Source organism: Sphingobacterium sp. UBA2610, assembly GCF_002339225.1.
In the GTDB taxonomy this organism is placed as follows: Bacteria; Bacteroidota; Bacteroidia; order Sphingobacteriales; family Sphingobacteriaceae; genus Sphingobacterium; species Sphingobacterium multivorum.
This window is the reverse complement of record NZ_DDKA01000023.1, coordinates 655,657-678,975: the sequence shown is the minus strand read 5'-3', so window position 1 is coordinate 678,975 and position 23,319 is coordinate 655,657. Positions and strand designations below refer to the sequence as shown.

The 23,319-nt window shown below is 37.8% G+C and carries 19 protein-coding genes and 1 tRNA gene; 10 read left to right on the top strand and 10 right to left on the bottom strand.

Features of this window, described 5'->3' with window-relative positions:
* The first annotated feature begins 40 nt into the window (after positions 1-40).
* Together B4Z47_RS18695 and B4Z47_RS18690 are read left to right on the top strand one after the other, a co-directional pair.
* Complete coding sequence (locus B4Z47_RS18695) at positions 41-1,024, top strand: lipoate--protein ligase (RefSeq protein ID WP_115047876.1); 984 nt, start codon at positions 41-43, stop codon at positions 1,022-1,024.
* Positions 1,025-1,066: 42 nt separating this feature from the next.
* Positions 1,067-1,834, top strand: a complete 768-nt coding sequence (locus B4Z47_RS18690) for a methyltransferase domain-containing protein (RefSeq protein WP_115047878.1) — start codon at positions 1,067-1,069, stop codon at positions 1,832-1,834.
* 1 nt (position 1,835) lies between these two features.
* Here the strand turns inward: B4Z47_RS18690 and ybaK are convergent, their stop codons facing one another.
* Together ybaK and B4Z47_RS18680 are read right to left on the bottom strand one after the other, a co-directional pair.
* Positions 1,836-2,312: a Cys-tRNA(Pro) deacylase gene (gene ybaK / locus B4Z47_RS18685; RefSeq protein ID WP_286710308.1), complete on the bottom strand. Its 477-nt coding sequence runs from the start codon at positions 2,310-2,312 to the stop codon at positions 1,836-1,838.
* A 3-nt stretch (positions 2,313-2,315) separates the two neighbouring features.
* Entirely contained in the window at positions 2,316-3,977 is a 1,662-nt protein-coding gene (locus B4Z47_RS18680; RefSeq protein ID WP_286727717.1) for a DNA polymerase/3'-5' exonuclease PolX, read from the bottom strand.
* A gap of 261 nt (positions 3,978-4,238) precedes the next feature.
* On the opposite strand from B4Z47_RS18680, the gene B4Z47_RS18675 reads away from it, so the two are divergent.
* Positions 4,239-5,363, top strand: a complete 1,125-nt coding sequence (locus B4Z47_RS18675) for a lipid II:glycine glycyltransferase FemX (protein ID WP_286710309.1) — start codon at positions 4,239-4,241, stop codon at positions 5,361-5,363.
* A 3-nt stretch (positions 5,364-5,366) separates the two neighbouring features.
* On the opposite strand, the gene B4Z47_RS18670 is transcribed toward B4Z47_RS18675, so the two are convergent.
* On the bottom strand, positions 5,367-6,569 hold the full coding sequence (locus B4Z47_RS18670; RefSeq protein ID WP_236560154.1) for a hypothetical protein: 1,203 nt from the start codon (positions 6,567-6,569) through the stop codon (positions 5,367-5,369).
* Positions 6,570-6,911: 342 nt separating this feature from the next.
* Between B4Z47_RS18670 and B4Z47_RS18665 the strand changes: the two genes are divergently transcribed.
* Positions 6,912-7,340, top strand: coding sequence for a nuclear transport factor 2 family protein (locus tag B4Z47_RS18665; RefSeq protein WP_083296087.1), 429 nt, complete (start codon positions 6,912-6,914; stop codon positions 7,338-7,340).
* Between the two features lie 63 nt (positions 7,341-7,403).
* On the opposite strand, the gene B4Z47_RS18660 is transcribed toward B4Z47_RS18665, so the two are convergent.
* From B4Z47_RS18660 to B4Z47_RS18650, 3 genes are all read right to left on the bottom strand, one after another.
* Positions 7,404-7,477: transfer RNA gene (locus tag B4Z47_RS18660), tRNA-Ala, on the bottom strand.
* Between the two features lie 220 nt (positions 7,478-7,697).
* The gene (gene bla / locus B4Z47_RS18655) at positions 7,698-8,426 is read right to left on the bottom strand and encodes a BlaB/IND/MUS family subclass B1 metallo-beta-lactamase (protein ID WP_070569933.1); all 729 of its coding nucleotides are present in this window, start codon (positions 8,424-8,426) and stop codon (positions 7,698-7,700) included.
* Between the two features lie 96 nt (positions 8,427-8,522).
* The gene (locus B4Z47_RS18650) at positions 8,523-8,861 is read right to left on the bottom strand and encodes a cupin domain-containing protein (RefSeq protein ID WP_070569321.1); all 339 of its coding nucleotides are present in this window, start codon (positions 8,859-8,861) and stop codon (positions 8,523-8,525) included.
* Between the two features lie 188 nt (positions 8,862-9,049).
* On the opposite strand from B4Z47_RS18650, the gene B4Z47_RS18645 reads away from it, so the two are divergent.
* The gene (locus tag B4Z47_RS18645) at positions 9,050-10,990 is read left to right on the top strand and encodes an AAA domain-containing protein (protein ID WP_286727716.1); all 1,941 of its coding nucleotides are present in this window, start codon (positions 9,050-9,052) and stop codon (positions 10,988-10,990) included.
* A gap of 82 nt (positions 10,991-11,072) precedes the next feature.
* Here the strand turns inward: B4Z47_RS18645 and B4Z47_RS18640 are convergent, their stop codons facing one another.
* Together B4Z47_RS18640 and B4Z47_RS18635 are read right to left on the bottom strand one after the other, a co-directional pair.
* The gene (locus B4Z47_RS18640) at positions 11,073-12,593 is read right to left on the bottom strand and encodes an acyl-CoA dehydrogenase family protein (RefSeq protein ID WP_070569330.1); all 1,521 of its coding nucleotides are present in this window, start codon (positions 12,591-12,593) and stop codon (positions 11,073-11,075) included.
* A 176-nt stretch (positions 12,594-12,769) separates the two neighbouring features.
* A complete protein-coding gene (locus tag B4Z47_RS18635; RefSeq protein ID WP_172462352.1) occupies positions 12,770-13,636 on the bottom strand; it encodes a helix-turn-helix domain-containing protein in 867 nt (288 codons plus the stop codon).
* 224 nt (positions 13,637-13,860) lie between these two features.
* On the opposite strand from B4Z47_RS18635, the gene B4Z47_RS18630 reads away from it, so the two are divergent.
* Complete coding sequence (locus B4Z47_RS18630) at positions 13,861-15,075, top strand: exo-beta-N-acetylmuramidase NamZ family protein (protein WP_115047888.1); 1,215 nt, start codon at positions 13,861-13,863, stop codon at positions 15,073-15,075.
* A 24-nt stretch (positions 15,076-15,099) separates the two neighbouring features.
* Positions 15,100-16,353: a PQQ-binding-like beta-propeller repeat protein gene (locus B4Z47_RS18625; RefSeq protein WP_070569336.1), complete on the top strand. Its 1,254-nt coding sequence runs from the start codon at positions 15,100-15,102 to the stop codon at positions 16,351-16,353.
* Positions 16,354-16,386: 33 nt separating this feature from the next.
* On the opposite strand, the gene B4Z47_RS18620 is transcribed toward B4Z47_RS18625, so the two are convergent.
* Complete coding sequence (locus tag B4Z47_RS18620; RefSeq protein ID WP_070569339.1) at positions 16,387-16,737, bottom strand: DUF2200 domain-containing protein; 351 nt, start codon at positions 16,735-16,737, stop codon at positions 16,387-16,389.
* A 190-nt stretch (positions 16,738-16,927) separates the two neighbouring features.
* On the opposite strand from B4Z47_RS18620, the gene B4Z47_RS18615 reads away from it, so the two are divergent.
* Both B4Z47_RS18615 and B4Z47_RS18610 read left to right on the top strand, forming a co-directional pair.
* Positions 16,928-17,677 (top strand): ThiF family adenylyltransferase, encoded by a 750-nt coding sequence (locus B4Z47_RS18615; RefSeq protein ID WP_070569344.1) that lies wholly within the window; start codon positions 16,928-16,930, stop codon positions 17,675-17,677.
* A 118-nt stretch (positions 17,678-17,795) separates the two neighbouring features.
* Positions 17,796-18,488: a hypothetical protein gene (locus tag B4Z47_RS18610; RefSeq protein WP_070569347.1), complete on the top strand. Its 693-nt coding sequence runs from the start codon at positions 17,796-17,798 to the stop codon at positions 18,486-18,488.
* A gap of 2 nt (positions 18,489-18,490) precedes the next feature.
* On the opposite strand, the gene B4Z47_RS18605 is transcribed toward B4Z47_RS18610, so the two are convergent.
* On the bottom strand, positions 18,491-19,252 hold the full coding sequence (locus tag B4Z47_RS18605) for a response regulator transcription factor (protein WP_070569349.1): 762 nt from the start codon (positions 19,250-19,252) through the stop codon (positions 18,491-18,493).
* Between the two features lie 799 nt (positions 19,253-20,051).
* Here B4Z47_RS18605 and B4Z47_RS18600 point away from each other — a divergent pair.
* Entirely contained in the window at positions 20,052-23,189 is a 3,138-nt protein-coding gene (locus B4Z47_RS18600; protein ID WP_115047891.1) for a GH92 family glycosyl hydrolase, read from the top strand.
* Positions 23,190-23,319: the final 130 nt, after the last annotated feature.

Sequence of the window (23,319 nt, the reverse complement as noted above, 5' to 3'; positions counted from 1 at the left end):
ACAGGAATTAAATTCTTGTTATTTTTGAAAAAAGAAAAATATGCTGATTATCGATTCTCCATCCCGCAACGCCTATTTTAACATCGCTTCAGAGGAGTATTTATTGGGTAAATTTCCGGAAGAGGATATTTTTTTACTCTATGTAAATGACCCTTCAATTATCGTTGGTAAATTTCAGAATACCTTGGCCGAAATCAATCTTGATTATGTCAACGAGCATCAGATTAAGGTTGTGCGACGAATGTCTGGCGGTGGTGCTGTTTATCATGATGCTGGAAACTTAAATTTTTCTTTTCATGCCTTATTGGGAAATCATGATTTTATGGATTTTTCGACCTTTACCCAGCCGATTGTACATATTTTGAACAAATTGGATATCCCTGCAAAATTAGAAGGAAGAAATGACCTCCTGGTAGATGGGAAGAAGTTTAGTGGAAATGCCAAGCTTGCAAAAAATGGGAAGATGATTCAACATGGTACGATATTGATTGATTCGCAGATGCAGGTATTAAGCGATGCCTTAAAGGTCAATCCATTGAAGTTTGTAGATAAGGCGGTAAAATCGAATCGCGCACGTGTCACAAATTTAATTGAATATCTACCTGCTGGTTTTACGACTGGAGTTTTTAAGGAATTGCTGATTGAAGAAATAAAACGTGAGAATCCAGCAGCCAAAATGATTGAGTTTACCGCTTCGGATATTGAAAATATAGAAAAATTGGTCGAAGAGAAGTATGAAACATGGGATTGGAACTTCGGTTTTTCACCAAATTATAACTTTAAAAAAGCAATTAAGATCCCAGCAGGATTCATCGAGTTGCATTTGGATGTACATAAAGGATACATTGAAAGGGCTAAAATTTTCGGTGATTTTTTTGCATCCCGATCAATTCATGAACTTGAAAATTTATTGATTGGTGAAAAGCATGAAGTAGGAGAAATTGATAGCTTACTGAAATCAATTGATTTGACGGCGTATTTTGGTAAAGTTGAACCCGCAGAAATTCTTACCTTGTTTAAATAGAAAATGTAGTATTGCCCGATACGGGTGTTAATTAATAAATATATGCCTTGGAATCCAGTTGTATACAATCAATTTAAAGATATCCGTTTTAAACCGTTTTATGATTTATCTGAGCTAATTACTGCCGATAAAATGGAGCATGCAGTCGATTTAGGTTGCGGTACAGGTGAACAGACAGCTATCTTAAGCGAACAATTTTCTCAAGCGACCTTTCTTGGGGTAGATTCTTCTGCGGAAATGCTTTCTAAAAGTCATAAGTTGGAAACGGAACGTCTAAAATTTAGGCAAAGTTCCGTTGAGAACTTCATTGCAGAGCCAAAAACATGGGATCTTATATTCAGTAATGCTGCTTTACAATGGCTGGAAGATCATCAGGCTGTTTTCCCTCAAATTATTTCTAAGCTTAATGTTGGCGGGCAATTGGCGATACAAATGCCTTATCAGCCCGAAAATATACTAAATAAAATTTTATTCGAATTGGCGACGGAAGAACCCTATCGATCCTATTTAAGGGGCTGGAATAGGCCTTCTTCGGTATTGGATATTGATACTTATGCGCAATTGTTATTTGATAATGGCCTGGATCAATTAAACCTTTCTCTTCGTGTATATCCGCTCATTGCTGCTGATGCAGACATGCTTTACAATTTTATCGCTGGGTCTGCTTTGATTCCTTACATGGAACAATTGGAGGAAGATAAGAAGCCTATGTTTGTAACTGAATTTAAAACACGCATCAAAAAACATTTTACTAAATTTCCAGCGATCTATTCTTTCAAGCGCATTTTATTATATGGGCGTAAAGGGTAATTCACATATCGATCAGATCGGACCAATGGGCAGCTGTGATCGTAGCCAAGTCTGTTGGGGCTAAAATAATCTGAAGCCCCCTTTTTCCTGCGCTTACCGAAATCGCTGTCTCCAATTGTGCGGCCTCTTCAATAAAGGTTGGGAACTGTTTTTTCATGCCAATAGGTGAACAGCCACCACGAATATAGCCGGTCACCGTTAAAAGGTCTTTCATCGGGAGCATTTCGCAGTTTTTATTCCCAGAGGCCCTCGCTATTTTTTTTAGATCGAGCTGTGCATTTCCGGGAACTACGGCGACAATATAAGGATCTTTGTTGCCTTTTAAGACTAAGGTTTTATAAAGTGTTTCGGGTGATAAACCTAGGGTTTCGGCGACATGCGCAGCACTGACGTCCTGTTCGTCTACCTCATATGCTCTGAGTTCATACGTTATTTTTGCTGTGTCCAACAGCCGAACAGCATTTGTTTTACTCGACATACCCTAGCCTTGTTTTTTCTTATTAAAATAGGTCGTTATGGCATCTAGCGCGTATGCATTCAAACAGTTGCTTGCTTGCAGACCACCCTTTTGAGCCACCAATACACCATATTGCATATCATGCAATCCCTCTGTACGATGGGCATCGGGATTGATGGAAAGTAAAACTCCTTTCTCTACTGCATAACGGTGCCATCTCCAATCCAGATCTAATCGTAAAGGATTTGCATTTATCTCAATGACAACGCCATTTGCCGCACAAGCATCGATTACCCGTTTAAAATCTAAGGGATATCCGGCTCTACTTAATAATAGTCTTCCTGTTGGATGGCCTAAGATTGTTGTATACGGATTTTCGATCGCTTTGATTAGTCTTGTTGTGGCTTTGTCTTCGTCCATTTTCAGATTGGAGTGTACGGAGGCGACAACGAAGTCAAACTTAGCCAATACCTCATCGGGATAGTCTAATGAACCGTCACCTAGAATATCAGATTCAATTCCCCTGAAAATCTTGAATGGAGCCAATTTTTCGTTTAAGGTAGCAATCTCATTCCATTGTTGTTCCAATCGCTCAATGGAAAGGCCGTTGGCATAGACTGCAGTTCGCGAGTGATCGCATATACCCAAATATTCTAGCCCCAGGACATCTTTACAATGCACTGCCATTTGCTCGAGGCTATGTACGCCGTCACTATAGGTGGAGTGATTGTGGAGTGTTCCCCTGAGATCTTTGTATTGAATCAGCTTTGGCAGTGTATGCGTATGGGCCTGCACTATTTCATTCAAGCCCTCTCGTAATTCGGGTTCAATATAATCTAAACCCAAGTTACGGTAAATGGCCTCTTCACTGGAAAGTGAAGGTAGATCCGGTAGAATATTAAATAGAAGATCGAGATGTGCAGTGGATCCGGTACTAAGAATCAGGTCGCGATAAAAATCATTGATATTACTACTGAATACTTTGAAAGTAAACCCCAATTCATCGGTCAGTTCTATGGAGTTTTCTGTTTTTTCCACTAAAGTAAATCCATCGAGGAATTTTTCGACGTTGTCTATACTTTCCGATATTAAAAGATCTACGGTACTCAAAACCTCGCATTTTCTTCTGAAATCTCCTGTAAATGACAGCAGCGAAGAAGGGAAATGCAATTTCAATTCGTTGAAAAATTTTTCTGCCAGTGGAAGTACTTTCGCATATAAAAACCATCCTTTGTTGGAAATAGAAAACTCAATGGATTTTTTGATGTCTTCCTGCGTTTTAAGACCAAACCCTTTTGCTTCTACGAGACGGTTTTCATTACAGGCGTAAAGTAATTCGCCGACACTTTCAATCTCGAGTTCTTTCCAGATAATTTGAATCTTTTTAGGGCCAAGGCCCTTAATATTTAACATTTCAATAATACCGGATGGTGTGTTTTCAATAAGATCCTCAAGCTCTTTGAAAGTTCCCGTAGCAGCGACTTCTTTGGCTTTTTCAGCAGTGCTTTTTCCTATTCCAGGTTGTGCACTCAATTCTTCAAGACTGGCCTCTTCAATACGGAAAGGTAGCTTGTCCAACTTAAAAGATGCACTTGCAATGGATTTTGTTCGAAAAGGATTTTCGTTGTGAAGCTCCATCAATTGGCTACATAATTTGAAAATTTTTGAGATCGCTTTATTGTCCATCGTATTTGAATTGTTAAGCTACAAATATCTTAAATTTTAGGTCAAAATAACAATTCAAACGCGGATATTATAGCGTTAAATAATGTAAAAAAGCGACTTTGAATGCCTGTTTTTCTCTATTTCTTGAAATTAACAACAAAGTGACAAATGCATGTGCGCTTAACCAAACATTTTGGCTATGTTTGCCGTTTTTGGGTGTTAAAATTGGAGTTATTTTGTGACTATCCTTTAAAAAACATCCCTATTCAATAGTAAATTAACATGATAGCAGACATTAGTGACAAAGAAATCAGTGGACTTTATAAAACAGGTATTATTCAACAAACGGCTTATTGGTCTGCAGTAAAAAAAATGCAAGGTATACAATCGAAGGCATTTAATTTTAAATCCAAACAATCCGATCTGTATGTCGGAGTCGACGACGATACCTATTTTATCGGTGATCTATTAATTATTATACAAGCCATAGATCAGGAACATAGCATAGCCTATGTACCTTATGGACCTGAGATTGAACCTTCAGATGAAAACCAGGGCTATTTTTTAGAACAGTTGTCGGAAAGTTTACGTTCCCATCTGCCACCAAATTGTATAATGATACGCTATGATTTATCTTGGGAATCACATTGGGCTAAAGAGGATGATTGTTACGATCTTCATGGTAACTGGCTAGGGGTGCCGGAGAAACGGATTCAGGAAATGCGCTTTAATTTTAACACAGAAAACTGGAACTTTCATAAAGCCAATACGGACATACTTCCTTCAAACACGATTTTTATGGATCTTAGAAAAGGGGAGGACATCTTGCTTGGAAATATGAAATCTAAGACACGGTATAATATCAATTTAGCAGAACGAAAAGGCGTACGTGTGCGTTCGCTGGGGCTTGAAAGTTTGGCGGTTTGGTATGAGCTTTATCGGCAGACAGCTCTTCGAAATAACTTTTTCTTACATGATATAAGCTATTTTAAGATCGTTCTTTCTGCAAGGGCAAGTGATACATTATCTCCCGCAGATGTCTATCTTTTAGTGGCTGAAGTGGATAACCAGCCTTTGGCCGCTATGTTTTTGGTGATTGCGGCAAATCGGGGGACTTATCTATATGGAGCTTCTGCTTCCGAAAATCGTAATTATATGGCGACCTATGCTTTGCAATGGCGTGCTATGCAGCTTGCGAAAGAAAAAGGTTGTACAGAATATGATTTTTTTGGGGTATCGCCACAGGCAGATCCTTCACATCCTTTATATGGGCTTTATCGTTTCAAAACAGGATTTGGTGGTGAAATCTACCACCGTATGGGCTGTTGGGATTATCCCTTGGACAATAGGAAATATCAGTATTATGCTTCAATGGAGTTTAAAAATCAGCGCTATCATTTGAGTTAGTAATTAAAATACCTCACCCAAGGTGAGTCTAACACCGCGGTGGTTCTTACTGATACCATAGTCGATGCCGATGTTGGTGCCCGAGTTTTTATTAAACTTAATTCGCGCACCTGCACCAGTGCCGACGTTCCAGTCCTCGAACATGGAATTCTTTGGTCCATTTAATGTCGTAAAATTCATAAATGCTACGAATCCAAATAAGCCGTTTTGAGTGATATCACGACGATATTCCGTTTCTAAGTAATAAAGTGATTTGCCACGAAAACGGCTGACTGGAAAGCCTCTTCCCGAACTATTGTATGGATCCCATCCCAAATTAGGAAGATCGAGATAGGGTGCTTTACTATTAAATACGGTCCAGAAGAAACTCCTTATGGCAATCATATTTTGTCGGTTTCGGTCTTGGGTGAGCCTATGGTATCGTCTAACTTCAAGAAATAGCGATTTCCAATTCTGATCACTACCTAAAAATGTCGGATTTATACGGAACTGTAAATTGGCATAGTTACCCGACCAAGTATTGATCGAATTGGCCCGTGTATCGTAAATTAAATTGAAGCTTACTCCCGAAGACATGGTATTGTCTTTTAAATCTGTTCCATAAGGGTAGGACGTGTAGTCTTCGAGCTTGGTGTTGCTCGTAGACTTAATATTCATTCTATAATCTAAATCATAACCGATTCCCATAAAAAGTCCCCCATGAATTCTTTTTAATGCGTGTTGGTATAAACGAAAGTAGGTGTAGTCTAAATTAATCTGCTGATCGCCATAATGCTCTTTGCCAATTCCCCAAGTTTCGTGCGGGTATTTTAGTAGTCGGATATCGCCATCGATCACCCATGTATTCTCTTTTAACCAGATGTAAGAACGTATTGGCAGACCAAATCGTTTACCAAAATTTGTGTAAGGGGTAAATGTCATCTTGGACATATAGGTATCGGAACGATCTCCTAAATAAAATCCTGCTGTGGTACTTGTAATTAAGGCGTGTCCTCCTCCGGGAACATTTGTCGAAAACGGTAAAAAGGAAAAATAGATTTTCTTTCCTGTACTATCGACTGTTTGGGGGGGCTTGATATTTAATATTTCTTTTCCAATATCAATCAGGTCCCGTTGTCTACTTGTATCGGCGAGATGTTTGGTGGTTTCTATTTCATTGACAGGACGTTGTGCATATACAGTGTCGCCAAGTACAAGTAAAACCATCAACATAGAACATTTAATATAAAAAAAATATACGCTATCGTAGTGTGTCATGAAAGAATGCAATCTAGCAGGAAATAGACAGAATAACAATATTCAAACCAATAATTTATTTATTCTGTCACGTTTTGGCTATACAGCGAATTGATTGGAAATTTCATTCGCCTAGAAAAAAATAGCATTTACCGATTTTAATGTAATGTTAATCTAAATGTAATGAAATCAATATATGAGTTGTCTTAACTTTGAATCAGAAAATAAATAAAAAAAGTACGCAACAAATTTATAGAGTAAGCGACAGCAAAATAAGAAAATATACTAATACATTATAAAATTGAAAAAGATATGAAAACTTTAGTAAAAACATTTGTAGCAGCGGCAATGATTGCAATCTCTACTTGCTCGATGGCTTCAGTTAAGCCAGAAGAACGCAATTTAATTACTGCTGATTTAGCCATCGATGAATACGTTGGTGCAATGACCGAAGGTCAAGTAGCTAATTTAGACAAGCTTTTTACAGCTGATTTTGATCAAAAGGTTTGTGGTAAACAAGATTTGAAACATAGCCGTCATGAGATGATTGAATTTTTGAAAAAACAAAAAGGAATTAAGATGAACTGCAGAACAACAACACAGATCGTTGAAGAATTACCTGATTATGCCATTGCGAAAGTTACGATGCAATTTGATGGTTTTGCTAAAACAGATCTGATCACACTGGTTAAAGAAAACGGAACCTGGAAAATTTCTAAATCTGTAAACTCTTATAAATAAGAATTTGCTGTCAAAATTGGTCGATTAAAAATAAGAAAAGGGTACTTAAGTACCCTTTTTTTGTGGAGCATATCAGATTCGAACTGATCACCTCTTCACTGCCAGCGAAGCGCTCTAGCCAAATGAGCTAATGCCCCTGCTTTATTTGGTGTCGCTAAGATAGTACTTTTTTGGATAAACAAAGCCTCTTTTTTATTTTTCTACTGTTTTTTGTAGGTCTGTTATCTAGTTGCTTCTTTTTTGACGACCTAAATGCATTATAATCAATGGTTTTATCTATTTGGTTCCTTACAGATATTTTTATCCTATTGAAAAACAAGAGAGTTTACCGGCATCCTTGGGGATAAAAGAAATGTATTAGTGTCCTTCAGTAAGCAGAGCTTCGGTTCGCTTTATCTGACCTTTATCTTTCCAGGCATCATGTCCAGGAATAACCATATTAATTTCGGGATATTTTGCCAATAACCTCGCTAGGGATGGCTTCCAGGATTTTATATCCCCATCTGCCGTAAATCCTAGATCTTGGGCTTCGGAGCTTTTTATAAAACAACCACCGTCTAGAATCTTATATTCAGGAAACCAGACAACAACATTGTCCATGGAGTGTCCGGCACCAAAAAAGTTCAGAACAAAAGATTGTCCGCCGACGCTGTAGGTTTTATTGGTGGAAACAAGATGAGTGGCCTGGGCTTTGTGATTTGCCTTTAGTAGGTCGTTCGTCATTTTCGTTGCGTAGGTTGGAATTCCAATACGGTTGTAATACGCAAAACCACCCGCACGGTCTTCGTGCCAGTGTGTTGCGTACACCGCAATGACGGGTAAATTATGTTTCTGTTTGATACTGTCCAATAAGGGTTGATATTGTGTGGAATCCCATGGTGTATCAAATAGAATAACGCCTTTTTTTGTTATTAAATAGACCGCATTAGCAGCATATTTGGTGCCTTCAAAATTATTAAAGGTGGTATAGAGGTATAGTTGCGAATTTATCTTCTCTATTAAAAGAGGTTTTTCTTGCGCTTGTAGAGATGGGGAAAGACCGAGTAAACCAATGCTCAGGCATACACCAGCAAATGTTGCGCGCATATGAGGAGAAAGAAGTGAGATCATATTTTTGAATGTTATTGCATTAACGTTAGAACAAAATGATTATTATTTTTTCAAGACCTTATCAATGCATTTTTACGTATACTGAACAAAGTCTTCGCGATAAGGAGTGAATGAATCGATCAGTTCACCCTCCTCGAGACATTCACATCCATGAACCAATTGCGAATAGATGATACAAGAGTCTCCTGCAGTTAGGATGCGATCAACACCGTCAATATGGTATCTGAATGTTCCAGCACTAACATAAGAAATCTGTGTATGGGGGTGTTGATGAAGTGCACCGATGGCCCCTTTTTTAAAACGAACTTTCATGAGCATGAGTTCATCATTAAAAACAAGTATTTTTCGCATCACACCTTCGCCCAAGTCTGTCCATTGCTGTTCGCTGTCGTGTAAGAATATTTCGCTCATCTAATTGTTGATTTATGGATGTTTCGATTGGAAAACGCTCTGTTTTTCAATTATAACAAAAAAAAATGAATTTACGGCTACATCCATTGCTTCCTTAGAAGGATATCGATTTGCTTTACAAAATTTGGCAAAGGATGAGATGAAATTAAAAACCAAATGGTCCAAATACGTGAAAAAACAGTTATTTTGTGCCTGAGCAATATATATATGACACGATGAATTATTTCGACGAGCTTATTACTTTATTACAAGAAGAGCAGCAATTTGATAAATTACAACATGAAAATTTGTTGTTGAAAAGTAGTTTGAATGAACGAAGAATGCAAGGTGTCACCTGGTTTCCGATTCAGATAACGGATATGGAGCTTGGAAGAGGAGACTATTTGTCCGTTAACTTAAACCGAACAAATCATTATGAGGTCGAACATAAGTTTCGCTTTGGTATGCCAGTTTGTCTGTTTTCAAATCACGATCCCGACCGAGATCGAATAGAGGGCATCATATCTTCGATCAATAGGGATGGGATGCGAATTTCATTTCGTGTCGATGAACTTCCAGAATGGAGCAGAAGAGGGAAGCTTGGTGTTGATTTGTTATTTGATGAGTATTCCTATCGGGAGATGTTTAATGCATTGGAGAAAGGAAAGGAATTGAGCCGTGATGCAAAGCAGGGTAGTTTAGTGAGAAGATTAATCGGTGAAGAGGTCATTCCGATTGCTTCTATTGGAGAATTCTTTGAGCATCCCAGCTTAAATATGGGGCAAAATAAAGCGATCCAACAGCTATTGGAAGCAAGTACCGTGGCTCTTTTGCATGGGCCGCCGGGGACAGGGAAAACAACAACATTGGTTCAGGCCGTGCAGGCACTCCTAAAACAATACAACAAGCAAGTATTGGTTGTTGCCCCGAGCAATACGGCCGTTGATCTGCTAACCGAACGTTTAGACGCTGCTGGCATTACAGTAACAAGAATAGGTAATCCTGTTAAGGTTTCGGAACATCTTCAAGAATTGACACTCGATGCAAAGATTGATCGACATCCCGCAAATAAGGATATTAAAACACTTCAAAAACAAGTGCGGACGTATACAGAGATGGCTCAAAAATATAAACGTAATTTTGGAAAGGCTGAGCGGGAGCAAAGAAAAGCATTGTTTGATGAGGCCCATCGAATCAGAAAAGATGTCGATAAAATTCAAGATTTTATCAGTGCAGATGTTTTGGATAAATCGCAGGTAATCACTGCAACTTTGGTTGGATCAAATCATGAGGTTATCCGCAATCGTAGCTATGAAACAGTCATTATTGATGAGGCCGCACAAGCATTAGAGCCTGCTTGCTGGATACCGATATTAAAGGCACATCGGCTTATTTTGGCCGGTGATCATAATCAATTACCTCCAACAGTAAAATCGAGTAAGGGATCTAACCATGGCCTGAGTCATACATTATTTGAAAAATTGGTAGACCGTAATCCACAATTAGTTTCTTTGCTAGATGTGCAGTATCGCATGAATGAACAAATTATGCATTACCCATCTGTAGCCTTATATAATGGTTCGTTAAGAGCAGATAGTACCGTGGCACAGTGGAGCTTAGCAGTGGATACTGAACCGGTGTTATTTATTGATACAGCAGGAGCGGGATTTGAAGAAACGGAAAGTGACGGCGCAATCTTCAATATGGGCGAAGCTCATTTTATTAAAGCTCATCTAAACGACCATATTGGGGCTTGGAAAGCTTCCTCGACCCTAAATGAAAGCCTGAGCATCGGGGTGATTGCACCTTATCGGAAACAGGCTACTTTCCTGAAGGAAGTATTGGAAGGGGAAGACGAGCTGCGACCTTTTAATGACTTGATTAAAATACAGACAATAGACAGTTTTCAGGGACAAGAGAAGGATGTTATTTATATCAGTTTGACCAGAAGTAACGCTGAACAGCAGATTGGTTTTTTGTCTGATGTCCGCCGGATGAATGTGGCAATGACTAGGGCTAAGAAGAAATTGGTTGTTATTGGAGATAGTGCTACAATAGGTTCACATCCGTTTTACCGAGAATTTATTGCCTATACCGAGTCGATAGGGCACTATCATAGTGTTTGGGAATGGGATATTTCAGCAATATAACGCAGGAGGCCACTTCATAGGAAGTGGCCTCTTGCGTTTATTGAAATTTACTGACTAGTTTGATTCCTGTAATCTCTCCTGATTAAGAAGTGAACTTCATCCAATCCGTGTTCTCGTCATAGTTCATAAGTGGTTCGGCATTATTGTTATTTGATAATTGGCCTACCAACATATAAATATCCATACTTACGTGTTGACGTGTTATTTCAGTCATCTTATCATTGAACCCGGCATTGTTAATTTCTAAAACATACTGAAAACAAATGACGCGGGCGATTACCTTTCCAAGTGTAACCAGTTCACGTTGTTTCGGCTGTAGCGGAAAGTCAAAATTCAAGATTGATGAGAAAAATGGTGCTGCAAATTCAGTTGAGCTATATTTTTTTAAGAAAGATAATAAGTTGCTTTCTTTGGTTTTGCGCATAAGTTTACCGATCGCTTCAGCAACTTGAGAATATAGCATTTCATTTGATCCCTCAAAGATTTGAAAAGGTCTACTGTCTATGAGGCCACGACCGGCAACATGGTCTAACCTGTAGCCATTTGCACCGGATAATTGCACACATATTTGCGCGGCTTCATGCATTAAGTCTGTCACAAATGCTTTCACACTATTGGCATCTACACCATAGGCTGAAAGGTCATTATGGATAGAGCTGATCGAGACACTGTATGAACACATTGCAGAACACAAGGTAAATGCAGCCTGTATGCGCGACAACTGAAATTTAACAGCGTCTAATTCAGTTAAACTAATACCTACTACACGGCGTTCGGAACAATGTGTCATGGCCTCATCCAACATTCGTTTTATAAAACCCATGCCCATTCCTGGGAACTGTAATCTGCTGCGGTGGAGGGTATCTAACATCAATTTAATTCCTGTACTTTCCGGATTTAGTTTATGATCCGCGGGAACATTGATATCAATGTTGTTGACACCATAAGGAATTGCATAGAGACCGAGGCTATTGTATTTCTTTGTTACAACAATCTTTTGTTCTTCGACGGCGTTCTCTGTGACAAAGAAATCTATATCCCGCACCAGTTCTCCATTTTCATTTTTCTTGCGTGCCGTCACGAGCCAAAAGTCTGCAGCTCCAGTAAGACCTTGCCAGTGTTTTTCACCTTTTATATAGTACTTATCGTCCCTTTGTTCGTAAGATGTTCGCATATTGAGTGCGTCACTGCCGTAAGCCTGTTCGGTAATCATTAGTCCTCCCATTGCCTGATTTTCCAAAAATTGATGGAATACCCTCTCTTGAAGTAAGGTGTTGCCGTATTTGGCAAAAGGTTCCAAAAATAGTGCAATATTAATCCCGAAGATTAGCGATAACGATAGTGATTCATAAGAAGCTGCCGCCAGTACACCCAAACATTCTTTTACATGAAGACCACGACCACCGTGATGTTCGGGGATAGCAACCGACAATGGTTGCATTTTCATGATCTCTTTTAAAAACTCAGGCGGAAGCCCACGCGTTAAACTGAGCGAGTTGTAATCGTATTCCTTATTAAATAAGCTTGACAGCCTAGTTTTAAAATCTGCAATAAACAAATCGAAATCCTGGGTTATATTGTTGTCTTCTGAAACCTTAAGCATCTTTAAATATGTAATTAAATGATGGAACAATGTAAATTGAAACATCGAGAATAAAGAGTGCTACCGAACTGAAATTCTCTTTTGCTTCAATGACTTACACAAAAATAACTGCAATCAATTTGATTTTCTTGTGTACTTCAGTATAAAAGATAGGACAAATCGTGCATGTTGAAAATTTAAGTTGCTCTGTTTCGATAAGAAGTAGGAGAGACGCCAACTATTTTTTTGAAAAGTCGTGAGAAGTAAGACGGGTCAGAAAAATCCAATTCATAACAGATATCTGCAATGCTTTTAGTGGATTCAAACAGCAGAAATTGACTGTGCATAATCAGTACTTCTAGAATAAGTTCTTTGGAAGATTTTTTAAATACTGAAAATACACAGCGATTAAGGTAGTTTGTAGATACTGCAAGTTTGTCGGCGTAGAATGAAATATTTTTTTGCTTTTTGAAGTTTTTGTGCACAAGCTGTTTGAACATCATTGCAATTTCCTGCCGACGATTGAGGGCTTGATTGGAGGACGAAAGTTTGATGATTTTTAAAATTGCCGATTTTAACAAATTTTCAAACAGTTCTCGATAAGGGAATTCCGAAAGTAGTTCATTATAAAGTAATCTAAAAAGCTCCTGAAGATCACTACTATCTTGTGCAGTTAAGTTAAGTAAGGGCGAGATGTTAAAGATATTCAAAATCTCCTGTTCCCTGAATATGGACGTCATCGCATTGTCGTTGATCAAGACGCAATGCCCTTTCGAAGATTTATCGACAGACTTTATTGTTGAAATATTACCATAATTGCTGATAAGAATTGCTGGAGCCTGAACGACATATTCTTTGGCACCGATCTGATGTTTAAAATAACCTTCAGTTATATGGACGAGGAGGTTATAGCCCAAGAAAATAGGCGGAGTAGGGAATTTAATGTAAGGGGCGATTTCACTGAGCTGAAATATCTTGATCGGCGATTGCTGGTAGCGAAGGTGCTCCAAACTACCTGTCATAAAACGATCTACAAATTCGCCCGCATTTACCTGCTTTTCCATTATCAATTATTAGTATAAAATTTAGTATGCCACAGCTTCTGAATGTCATCTATTGTTTCATGTGCAAATCACGCTCCCAATAATATTCCAAAGGTAGCTGGATAAAACTTGTTTATCAATTTTAACAAATGATTTGCTAAAATAAAGCTTTATCCTTAGTTTAGTTTTTGCAATCGGATAAATAGCTTGATGCTCAGGGGCTATATTTTAATAGTATAAACCAAATGAATATGAAACCAGTGCTTATTTCTATCTTGATTCTATTCCTATTCAGAAATGCAACTGCACAGATCTCGTTGAATTATTGTAATGATCGTATACAAACTGGAGCAGAACAAACCGAGCGTTACCTTCCTTATTTAATGAATAAACGCATTGCGATATTGGGCAATCCATCTACGGTTATTAAAGGGCGGCACCTTGTTGATAGTCTGCTTGCGCGCGGGGTTCAGATTGTGAGAATCTTTGGGCCTGAGCATGGATTTCGAGGGAATGCAAGTAATGGAACTGAAGTGGGGGATGAAGTCGATCCGACAACTAAAATTCCTATTGTCTCTTTATACGGGAATAAGAAAAAGCCAACAGCGAAGGATCTAAAAGATATCGATCTGTTTATTTATGATGTGCAGGATATGGGGGTGAGGTTTTATACCAACATTAATACCCTTCGGGATATTATGGAAGCTTGCGCCGAAAATGATAAGGAGCTCTTGATCTTAGATAGGCCCAATCCCAATGCTTATCTAATTGACGGTCCTATTTTGGAGGAAGAATATAAGTCGGGTATTGGGCAATTCCCTGTTCCTATTGCGCATGGGATGACTACTGCTGAATTTGCCCAGATGATCAACGGAGAAGGTTGGATGAATACTAAAAAGAAGTGTAAATTGAAGATTATTCCTGTAGCAGATTATGATCATAGTATGCTTTATAAGCTGCCAGTCAATCCTTCGCCCAATTTAAATACGGAACAAAGCATACTCATATATCCAAGTACCTGTCTTTTTGAAGGTGTAAAAGTAAATCATGGTAGAGGCACCGATTATCCCTTTGTTGTGATCGGTAGCCCAATCTATAAGGGTACATATGATTTCTCATTTGTCCCCGTCAGTAAAAAAGGGATGAGTGAATCGCCTCTCTTTATGAATGAAGAATGTTATGGAATAGACCTGCGTAAATATGATCTGCAGCAGCTTGTCGATAGCAAAAAAATAAACCTATCCTGGATGATAGCGCTTTATCGGAATTCTCCGGAAAAAGATAAGTTTTTTGATCAATCATTTTCGAAACAGATTGGCAGTATCGAAAAGCTCGTCGGCGTAGGTTTATTTCGGAAGCAAATTGAAGCCGGTGTTTCGGAAGAAGAAATCCGAAAAAGCTGGGAGCCGGGCCTAAGTAATTATAGAAAAACTAGGGAAAAATACCTTATCTATCAATAATATAACCTGAATAGAAGTACAGCGATGTTTGGACTAAAATATGATTGGCGCCCAATTATTATCCTATTTATTGCAGTGGGATGTTTTTGTCAATTACGGGCGCAGCATCTGGCTAGAGACCTAGATCGCCAAAATTATACAGCACAATCCAATATTAGGTTAAATCCCGCGTTGAAATGGAAATTCAAAACAGAGGGAAGGCTGTTTTCTTCGCCCGTCGTTTGGAAGGATATCGTTTTTGTCGGGTCTTGCGACAGTAATCTTTACGCATTGAATAAAACGAGCGGTAATATACTTTGGAAGTATAAAACTACCGGCGAAATTCGGTCGACGGTTGCTCTTGATGGCGGAAAAGTGTATTTTTTAAGCACTGATGGCTACTTGTATGCCCTGGATGCCCAAACAGGTCGAAAATTATGGCAGTTTTCAACCGATGGTGAAAAGAGTTATGATATATGGGACTATTTCCTCTCATCTCCTGCGGTTGCAGATGGTGTAGTTTATTTTGGATCTGGGGATCATCATGTCTATGCCGTAGATGCTAAATCGGGAAAACTTGTTTGGAAATTCCTGACTGGGGGCATTGTGCATGCAGCCCCAACGCTGACACAAGAACGTGTTTTCATTGGTAGTTTTGATGGTTATTTTTATTGTTTGAAAAAAGATGGTACCCTACATTGGAAGTTTAAAACGGTTGGTGAACGTTATTTTCCAAAAGGCGAGATTCAGTTCCATGCAGCAGTCGCCGACAGTACAGTCTATTTTGGTGCTCGTGACTTTAATGTATATGCGCTTAATGCCGCGAATGGAAGTGGCTTTTGGGTATATCATCAACCAGGGAGCTGGACGAGTGTTCCTAGTATTTTTGACGATAAGCTTGTCGTAACCATGTCGGATTCCTATAGTATACTTGTTTTAAATAGAATGGACGGCGTGAAAATAGTTGAACCTAAAGTGCCTTTAAATACATTTAGCAGTGCCACTATCGTAAGTAATGAGGCCTTTTTTGGAACGCTGGATGGTGTAATTTATAGATTGGATATAAAAAACGGAGGGGTTGTGCCTATTTTTCAAACGGAGTCAAGTAAAAAGAATAGGCAATTGTTTATAAATGATGAAAATGTGCTGCGAGCCGATCTGCAACAAAAATATGAGGATGATATTACAAGACTGTTTGCAGACTACCTGCAGATGGGAAGTATCTTTTCAACAATATGGATCGATGAAAATCGGCTTTATTTTAGCTCCGCAGATGGTGCCATCTATGCATTGGAATAGTAAGTACGCGCTATTTACGAATCGTAGCAGAGTTTACTTTCTCAAAATTTTTTCCATGGGTTTCCCTTTGGCCAGTTCATCAATTAATTTATCGAGATAGCGAACTTTCTGAACCAGCGGATCTTCAATATCTTCAATGCGATAGCCACAGATTACACCCGTGATCTTCGAAACATTCGGGTTTAAACTTGGTGCTTGTTTAAAGAAATGTTCAAAGTCAGTTTTATTTTCAACTACTTGCTGTAGCGATATGGGACTATAGCCGGTAAGCCAGAAAATGATTTCGTCAACCTCTTCTTTTGTACGTCCTTTTCTTTCGGCTTTTTGTATATAAAGCGGGTATACACCAGCAAATGACATGCGATATATTCTTGTATTATCCATTTTTACACGTTGATTTTATTAAAGGTATTCATTTTGAATCAAAATAAAAACAAAAGATAGGTGGCTAAATTAAGCAAAATCGCCGCTAATTTGTACTACGCAACTATGAAATTTACTTAGCAATTTCTTTAATAATAATATAAATTATAATTCTATCTTTATGTGATACAAAATTATTGAGAGATTATATATGGATTTGAGGTATATTCGAAATAACATACATATTAAAGAAGAGGATCAACAACATATCAAAGACTTTCCGGTGTTAATAGGAGGTTGTGGAATAGGAAGTTACATTGCCGAGTGCTTATTGCGTATGGGTTTCGAAAATTTGACAATTGCCGATGGAGATGTTGTCGAATTGACAAATTTAAACAGACAAAATTATACAAACAAGGATATTGGTATTAAGAAAGTATTTGCTTTGCAGGAACGTTTGCATTCAATTAACCCGCAAGCCAAAATAACAGTGTTTTCTGAATTTATTAACCAAGATAATTTATATAATATCGATATTAATCATAAGGTTGCCATTAATGCGTTGGATTTTTCTTCTGATATTCCTTTTGTCTTTGACCAGTATATGGCAAAACGAAATATACCGGTAGTACATCCTTATAATTTGGGCTGGGCAGGATTTTTAACGGTTCTTCCTCCTGAAGGCCTTAATCTTCATTCATTGGAAAAGGCCCACAAGACATTTGAATTAAATGTCGGTAAATTTATTGTTGACAGTTTAAAAACAAAAGGAATGGAAACGAAATGGTTTGAGGAATTTTTGGCAGAATATGGTAAAATCGCGCTGACGTCTTCTCCTCCGCAATTATCATTAGGTTTGTATTTATTATCGGGTATGGTTAGTCATATTGTATTTAATTTAGCGACATCTAAACCTGTAAAATTCTTTCCAGATTCCTATTATTTATCAATGATTGGTTGAACTTAATATAGTTGAAAAAAACATCCGTTTCATTACACTTTTGTGTAGTAAATTTGTCTCTGTGGGAATTTAAACGAAAAGTCTTTATTTTTATAATTGCATATCGAATAACATTTGCATGAACTGGACGCCTGAAAACCATTATTTTACCAAGCTTAATAAAAACGAACTTCCTGAACTTATTCATTTTTATTTAGTAACGACTCAGCAGCATTACAAACTGGATAGTTATTCCGAAGAGGAATATGCGTTTGACTTTGAGTCATTGATAGGAGAGGATCAGATTTTTTTTGATCGTTCCATTTATTATGTGCTTCGAAGTAAGCTTGATAACTGTATTCAGGCATCCATTAGAATTACATTTTGGGATAAGGAAACGAGTTTGCCGATTCAAAAATTATTTGATATCGAGACAGAAAGTTTGTTAATTCCAGATGTAAAGAATTTTTGGCACATTGGACGTTTCGTAATTTCTGGAAAGATAATAGGTAATCGCATTAATATTCTGAAAAAGATGCTTTTTGACGCATTCTATGGTCCGTACAGCCTTGGTAGTGGATTGGTTATAGCTGAATGTGATCGAAAAGTGGTCAATACGCTTCGAAAATTGGAGATAGAATCTTTTCAACTTGGTGATCCAATCATCTACCTCTATTCTGAGACATTACCGATCTATATTAAATCGGAATGGCTGGAGACTTTTATTGAAAAAAATAAATATTCCCAGTTTAGTATAGGAAATCATGCCGATATTCAAAAATTTGTTGAGATGTCAAAACTAATGCTATTATGTTCAAAAAATAATGAATAAGATTAAAAAAGAGATAGTTCAATGGCTAATGCTGTAGCCTCTGTAATACTTTTGACTTTCAGTTTTGAAAATATCTGTTTTTTATGAAATTTTACCGTATCAATCGATACATAAAGTCGATCTGCTATTTGATCCATAGTAAGACCCTGTGCGGAAAAAAGAAGAATGTCCTTTTCACGGGGTTTCAATTTAATTCGCGGAGTTTCTACCCAAATATCTTTATCCAAGTCATATTCAAACTGTTTTCCGTCCTCATCAGATTTAAATCTAATGTTTCCTGAGTTAGCATGTGAGGACATGGAAACTAAGCATAGGGCGATCCAGGGGTTAGAAAATTTATCCAGGAGCAGAGGTTTTAGTTTATGGTTTACTAACAGTGGCTTATTTCCCGGTTGTTTTAAATGAAAATCATAAGATATGGAGTATTTTAAGCGATCTTCGGCATCTAAATTTCCAAAAAAGTCAAAACCAACGTCATTGATCTTTTTTAATAAATGTAAATCACTCTCAGGTACATTATTAACATAGTGATAATACCCTTCTCGCATGACTTCCCCAGGCGTGCTTCCACACAGAAAGATTGGATTATCAGACACAAATAGAAAGCTTTTCTTTGAATAGTCAATTAAATATATACTCTGATAGGTTAATCTGCTTAAGGACTTGGCAAAATTTATAAAGGCTTCGACAATCTCATAATCATCTTTGCTAAAGTCGTCTTTAACTTGTACCGGCTTGAAAAAATCTTCAATCTTAATTTTCATAGTGTAAAATACAAAGATGATCCGCAATCGCTTTTGAATACCACGTAAAATCGATGTTGTCCTGGCGTGCAAGTTACAAAAATAAGGACGTAATCTCAATTTATACGCTAATAATAGACTTTTTTTACCTTCCTATCCTTACCTCGTAATCATTGTCAACGTTTATAGTTGAACTTGTTCAAACATTGCATCTCTATCCAGCAATGAAATAAGTTTCTACACAAATGGGTAGAATATCGTTTATAATGATAATACAAAAGATAATACTCTTATCTTTAAGGTTTCAAAGCAAATAATTGTATAAATATAACTTATTAGATCCAAATAGCCAATAGTAATTATTGCTTTACTTGAGTTTTGACAAAGTTTTAATCCTAAAATAATGGACTCTAGGCAAATATTGCAATGAGAAAACTTCTATTAAGTTTTTTTATCATAAATAATCTGTAGAAACACTTTTCTAAGTAAAGGCAATTTTTCCCCGAAAACTGGAAAATGCGGTGGATATTGCGCAAACTACAAATTGATATAACTTTCCTCTCTAAGAATCAAAACCTTTCATTTTCGCTAACTTGTGTCAATAAATTCATTTTGTTTCTTTCTTTTTATATGTATATACATTTTGCTGTTTTTCATTTGATATTTGTTTTTTTTGTAGTAATATTGTGCATAAAGTTTTGCTTTTAAACGTTTTTGTAAGTTATTAATGTATGTACAATGTAATGTGTTTTGTGAATTGTTTTGTGCAGTTTATGAGGAAAGCAACTGATGTAATTAAAAATTATAAAATCTGATACTTATGAAATTACGTTTCTCACTTTCTTTTGTCGCCGGTCTGTTGTTCATGTGTGCTCAGTCTGTTGTTGGCCAGGAGCACACAATATGGCAATTGGGAAATTCAGACGGTTCAAGCAGCGAATTTGCCTTGTCCCCGAATGGATATAAGAAATTTTTGGAACATGATTTCGGTTATGAAGACAATGCGTTTATTATCGGCCAATCTTCTTTAACAAGGGATTTACCCTATGTATTGCCCGGTCCGGCCAATGAATGGGGCGGGACTGGAGGAACCTCTGGTCTGAGAACACATTTTTTGAATTTATACTATGTGTTAAACAATAGTATAAAAAATGGTCAGTGTACACTTCAGGTTAAATTGGCCAATAGTGACCCTAAAAATAAACCTACACTACAGATCGTAATCAATGGCAAGCCCTATAATTTTGAGGTGGAGGGGGGAGCAGGAAATGGTGAGCCGTTAGAGAATCCTTTAAAATCTGGAAATTCTACGATAAATATACCATTACCAGCTGATCTCATTAAGAAAGGCGGAAATCAGATTACAATGACTGTCATAAAGGGAGGATGGGTAGAATTTGATTCCTTTAAACTGCTGGGGCCACAGCAAGTAAAGCTAATAGCCAATCGTTCTGTAATTGTTAAAAATGTACAGCAAGCTGAATTTGAGATCTTAAATGCAGGGAAACCCGTCCAAAATATGCTGGTTGATCTCTTGAAATTGAAAGATGATGAACAATTGAAAGTAGTCTTAGATGGAAAGAAAATTTATGAGAAAACACTTGAAAAAGGTGCAGCGAAATTGGAAATACCAATGCCTTATGTCGCTAAGGATATATGGAGTAAGTATGAAATTTATAGTAATGGGCAATTAATACAGTCTTCAACAATCAAGCGGGGCCCAAAAAGACTAGGTGGAGTTTCAGATTATGTGAACACGATGATGGGGGCAGCACATTCCAGATGGATGATAGCCCCGGGACCATGGATGCCTTTTGGCATGGTAAAGATAAGTCCAGATAACCAAAATATTGGCTGGCAGGCAGGTTATGAACCTTCTATCGAATCTATTGGTACTTTTAGCCATATCCATGAATGGACAATGGCTGGATTGGGTACATTTCCGACAGCAGGTCAATTGAAGACTCGGGTCGGAGATCAGTACAGTAAAAATTCAGGATATCGATCAGCGATAGATAAAACCAGTGAAAAGGCACCATTGGGATATTATGCTGTTCATCTGCTTGATCACGATATCGATGTGAAATTGACGGCTGGTACACGTTCCAGTTTTCAACAATATACCTACCATAAGTCGGACACAGGACGTATTATGATTGATCTTAAGGTTAACGGAGAATATGATTATAAAATTAAAGTCTTCTCGCTAAAAAAGGTTTCTGACTATAAGGTCGTAGGATATAGTAATCAATTATCTGAAAACGTTTGGTCCACGGATGCAAAACAGGATTATGTCGTATACTTTGTGATGGAGTTTGACAAACCTATCATAAACTATGGCACATGGCATAACGATCGGTTGACTGAACGGGCTGATTTGGTTGCTGATAGCGCTCAATTTGCGGGAATGTACGTGGAATTTGATGTGCATAAAGATAAGGCTGTACAACTGCGCACAGGGATTTCTTATGTGAGCTTAGCCAATGCGGAGGAGAATCTAAAAACGGAACTGTCGGAGCCATTCGGATGGTCGATTGATCGGGTCGTGGAAAACCAACATAAAGTTTGGGATGAACTTTTAAGTAGATTGGCGATAAAGTCTTCAGACTATTTTGAAAAAGAGAAATTCTATACAAATATGTATCGCACTTTGGCAAGCCGAAACACATTTAGTGATGTGAATGGTCAATGGAGATCTTCGGATGAAGTGATACGAACTTTAGCCCATAAAGGGGATCTCGCTTTAGGCTGTGATGCTTTCTGGAATACCTTTTGGAATTTAAATCAGTTTTGGAACTTGGTTACGCCGGAATGGTCCAATAAATGGGTCAGATCGCAACTTGCGATGTATGACGCAAATGGCTGGTTGGCGAAAGGACCGGCTGGAATGGAGTATATTCCCGTCATGGTTGCAGAACATGAAATACCGTTAATTGTTGGGGCATACCAGATGGGGATTAGAGACTACGATACTGAAAAGGCATTTGAAGCTGTTAAAAAAATGCAGACAACAAGTCCATTGAAATTTGAAGGTGGTTTTGCAGGTAATCGTGATTTGGATGTCTATTTAAAATATAAGTACGTTCCTTATGATTTGGGCCGGTTTTCCAATTCAATGGAATATAGTTTTGACGACTGGACAGTTGGGCAGTTCGCAAAATCGTTAGGAAAGGAGCAGGAGTACAACTATTTCAATGATCGCGGAAAATGGTGGAGAAACGCGATAGATGTCAGTAGTGGCTATGCCCGGATGAAGGATTCAAAAGGAGAATGGTATAAAGATTTTGATCCTTTTAAATCGGGAGCTAACCATCATTATGTAGAAGGAAATGCATGGCAACTGACCTTTTTTGTGCCACAGGATATTCCTGGGTTAGCTAAAATGATCGGACAGGATGTGTTTTTAAAACGATTGGAATGGGGATTTCCGGAAAGTGAGAAATGGCGCTACAATGGTCCCAATGATCAATATTGGGATTATCCTGTTGTTCAGGGAAATCAGCAATCGATGCATTTTGCCTATATTTTTAATTGGTTGAATAAGCCTTGGTTGACGCAAAAATGGAGTCGCTCCATAGGTGAACGCTATTATGGCCAAGGGGTTTCAAATGCTTATTTGGGAGATGAAGACCAAGGGCAAATGAGTGCTTGGTATATTATGAATGCTATTGGTTTATTTCAGATAGATGGCGGGACAAGAGTCAAGCCAATTTATGAAATTGGAAGCCCTCTCTTTGAGGAAGTGAAGATTAAATTGGGCGGTAAATACGGTAGAGGTGAACAATTTATTATCATAGCGAAAAATGCAAATAAGAAAAATATGTATATACAACGTGCTACATTAAATGGAAAACCGCTTAATACGTTTTATTTTGATGCTTCGGAACTTCTGAAAGGAGGTGAGCTTGTTTTAGAAATGGGCGCTACACCGAATAAGCAATGGGGACTGTATCAATAAAATATATTTATTGCTGGACCAAACCTGAAGCGCATTGAATGATAACAACGATTTGTTAAAATTTGGTTAAACCATTCGGCCTAACATAAGAAACTCGTTTTTGATGACGTTATATCAGTAGTTTCATAAT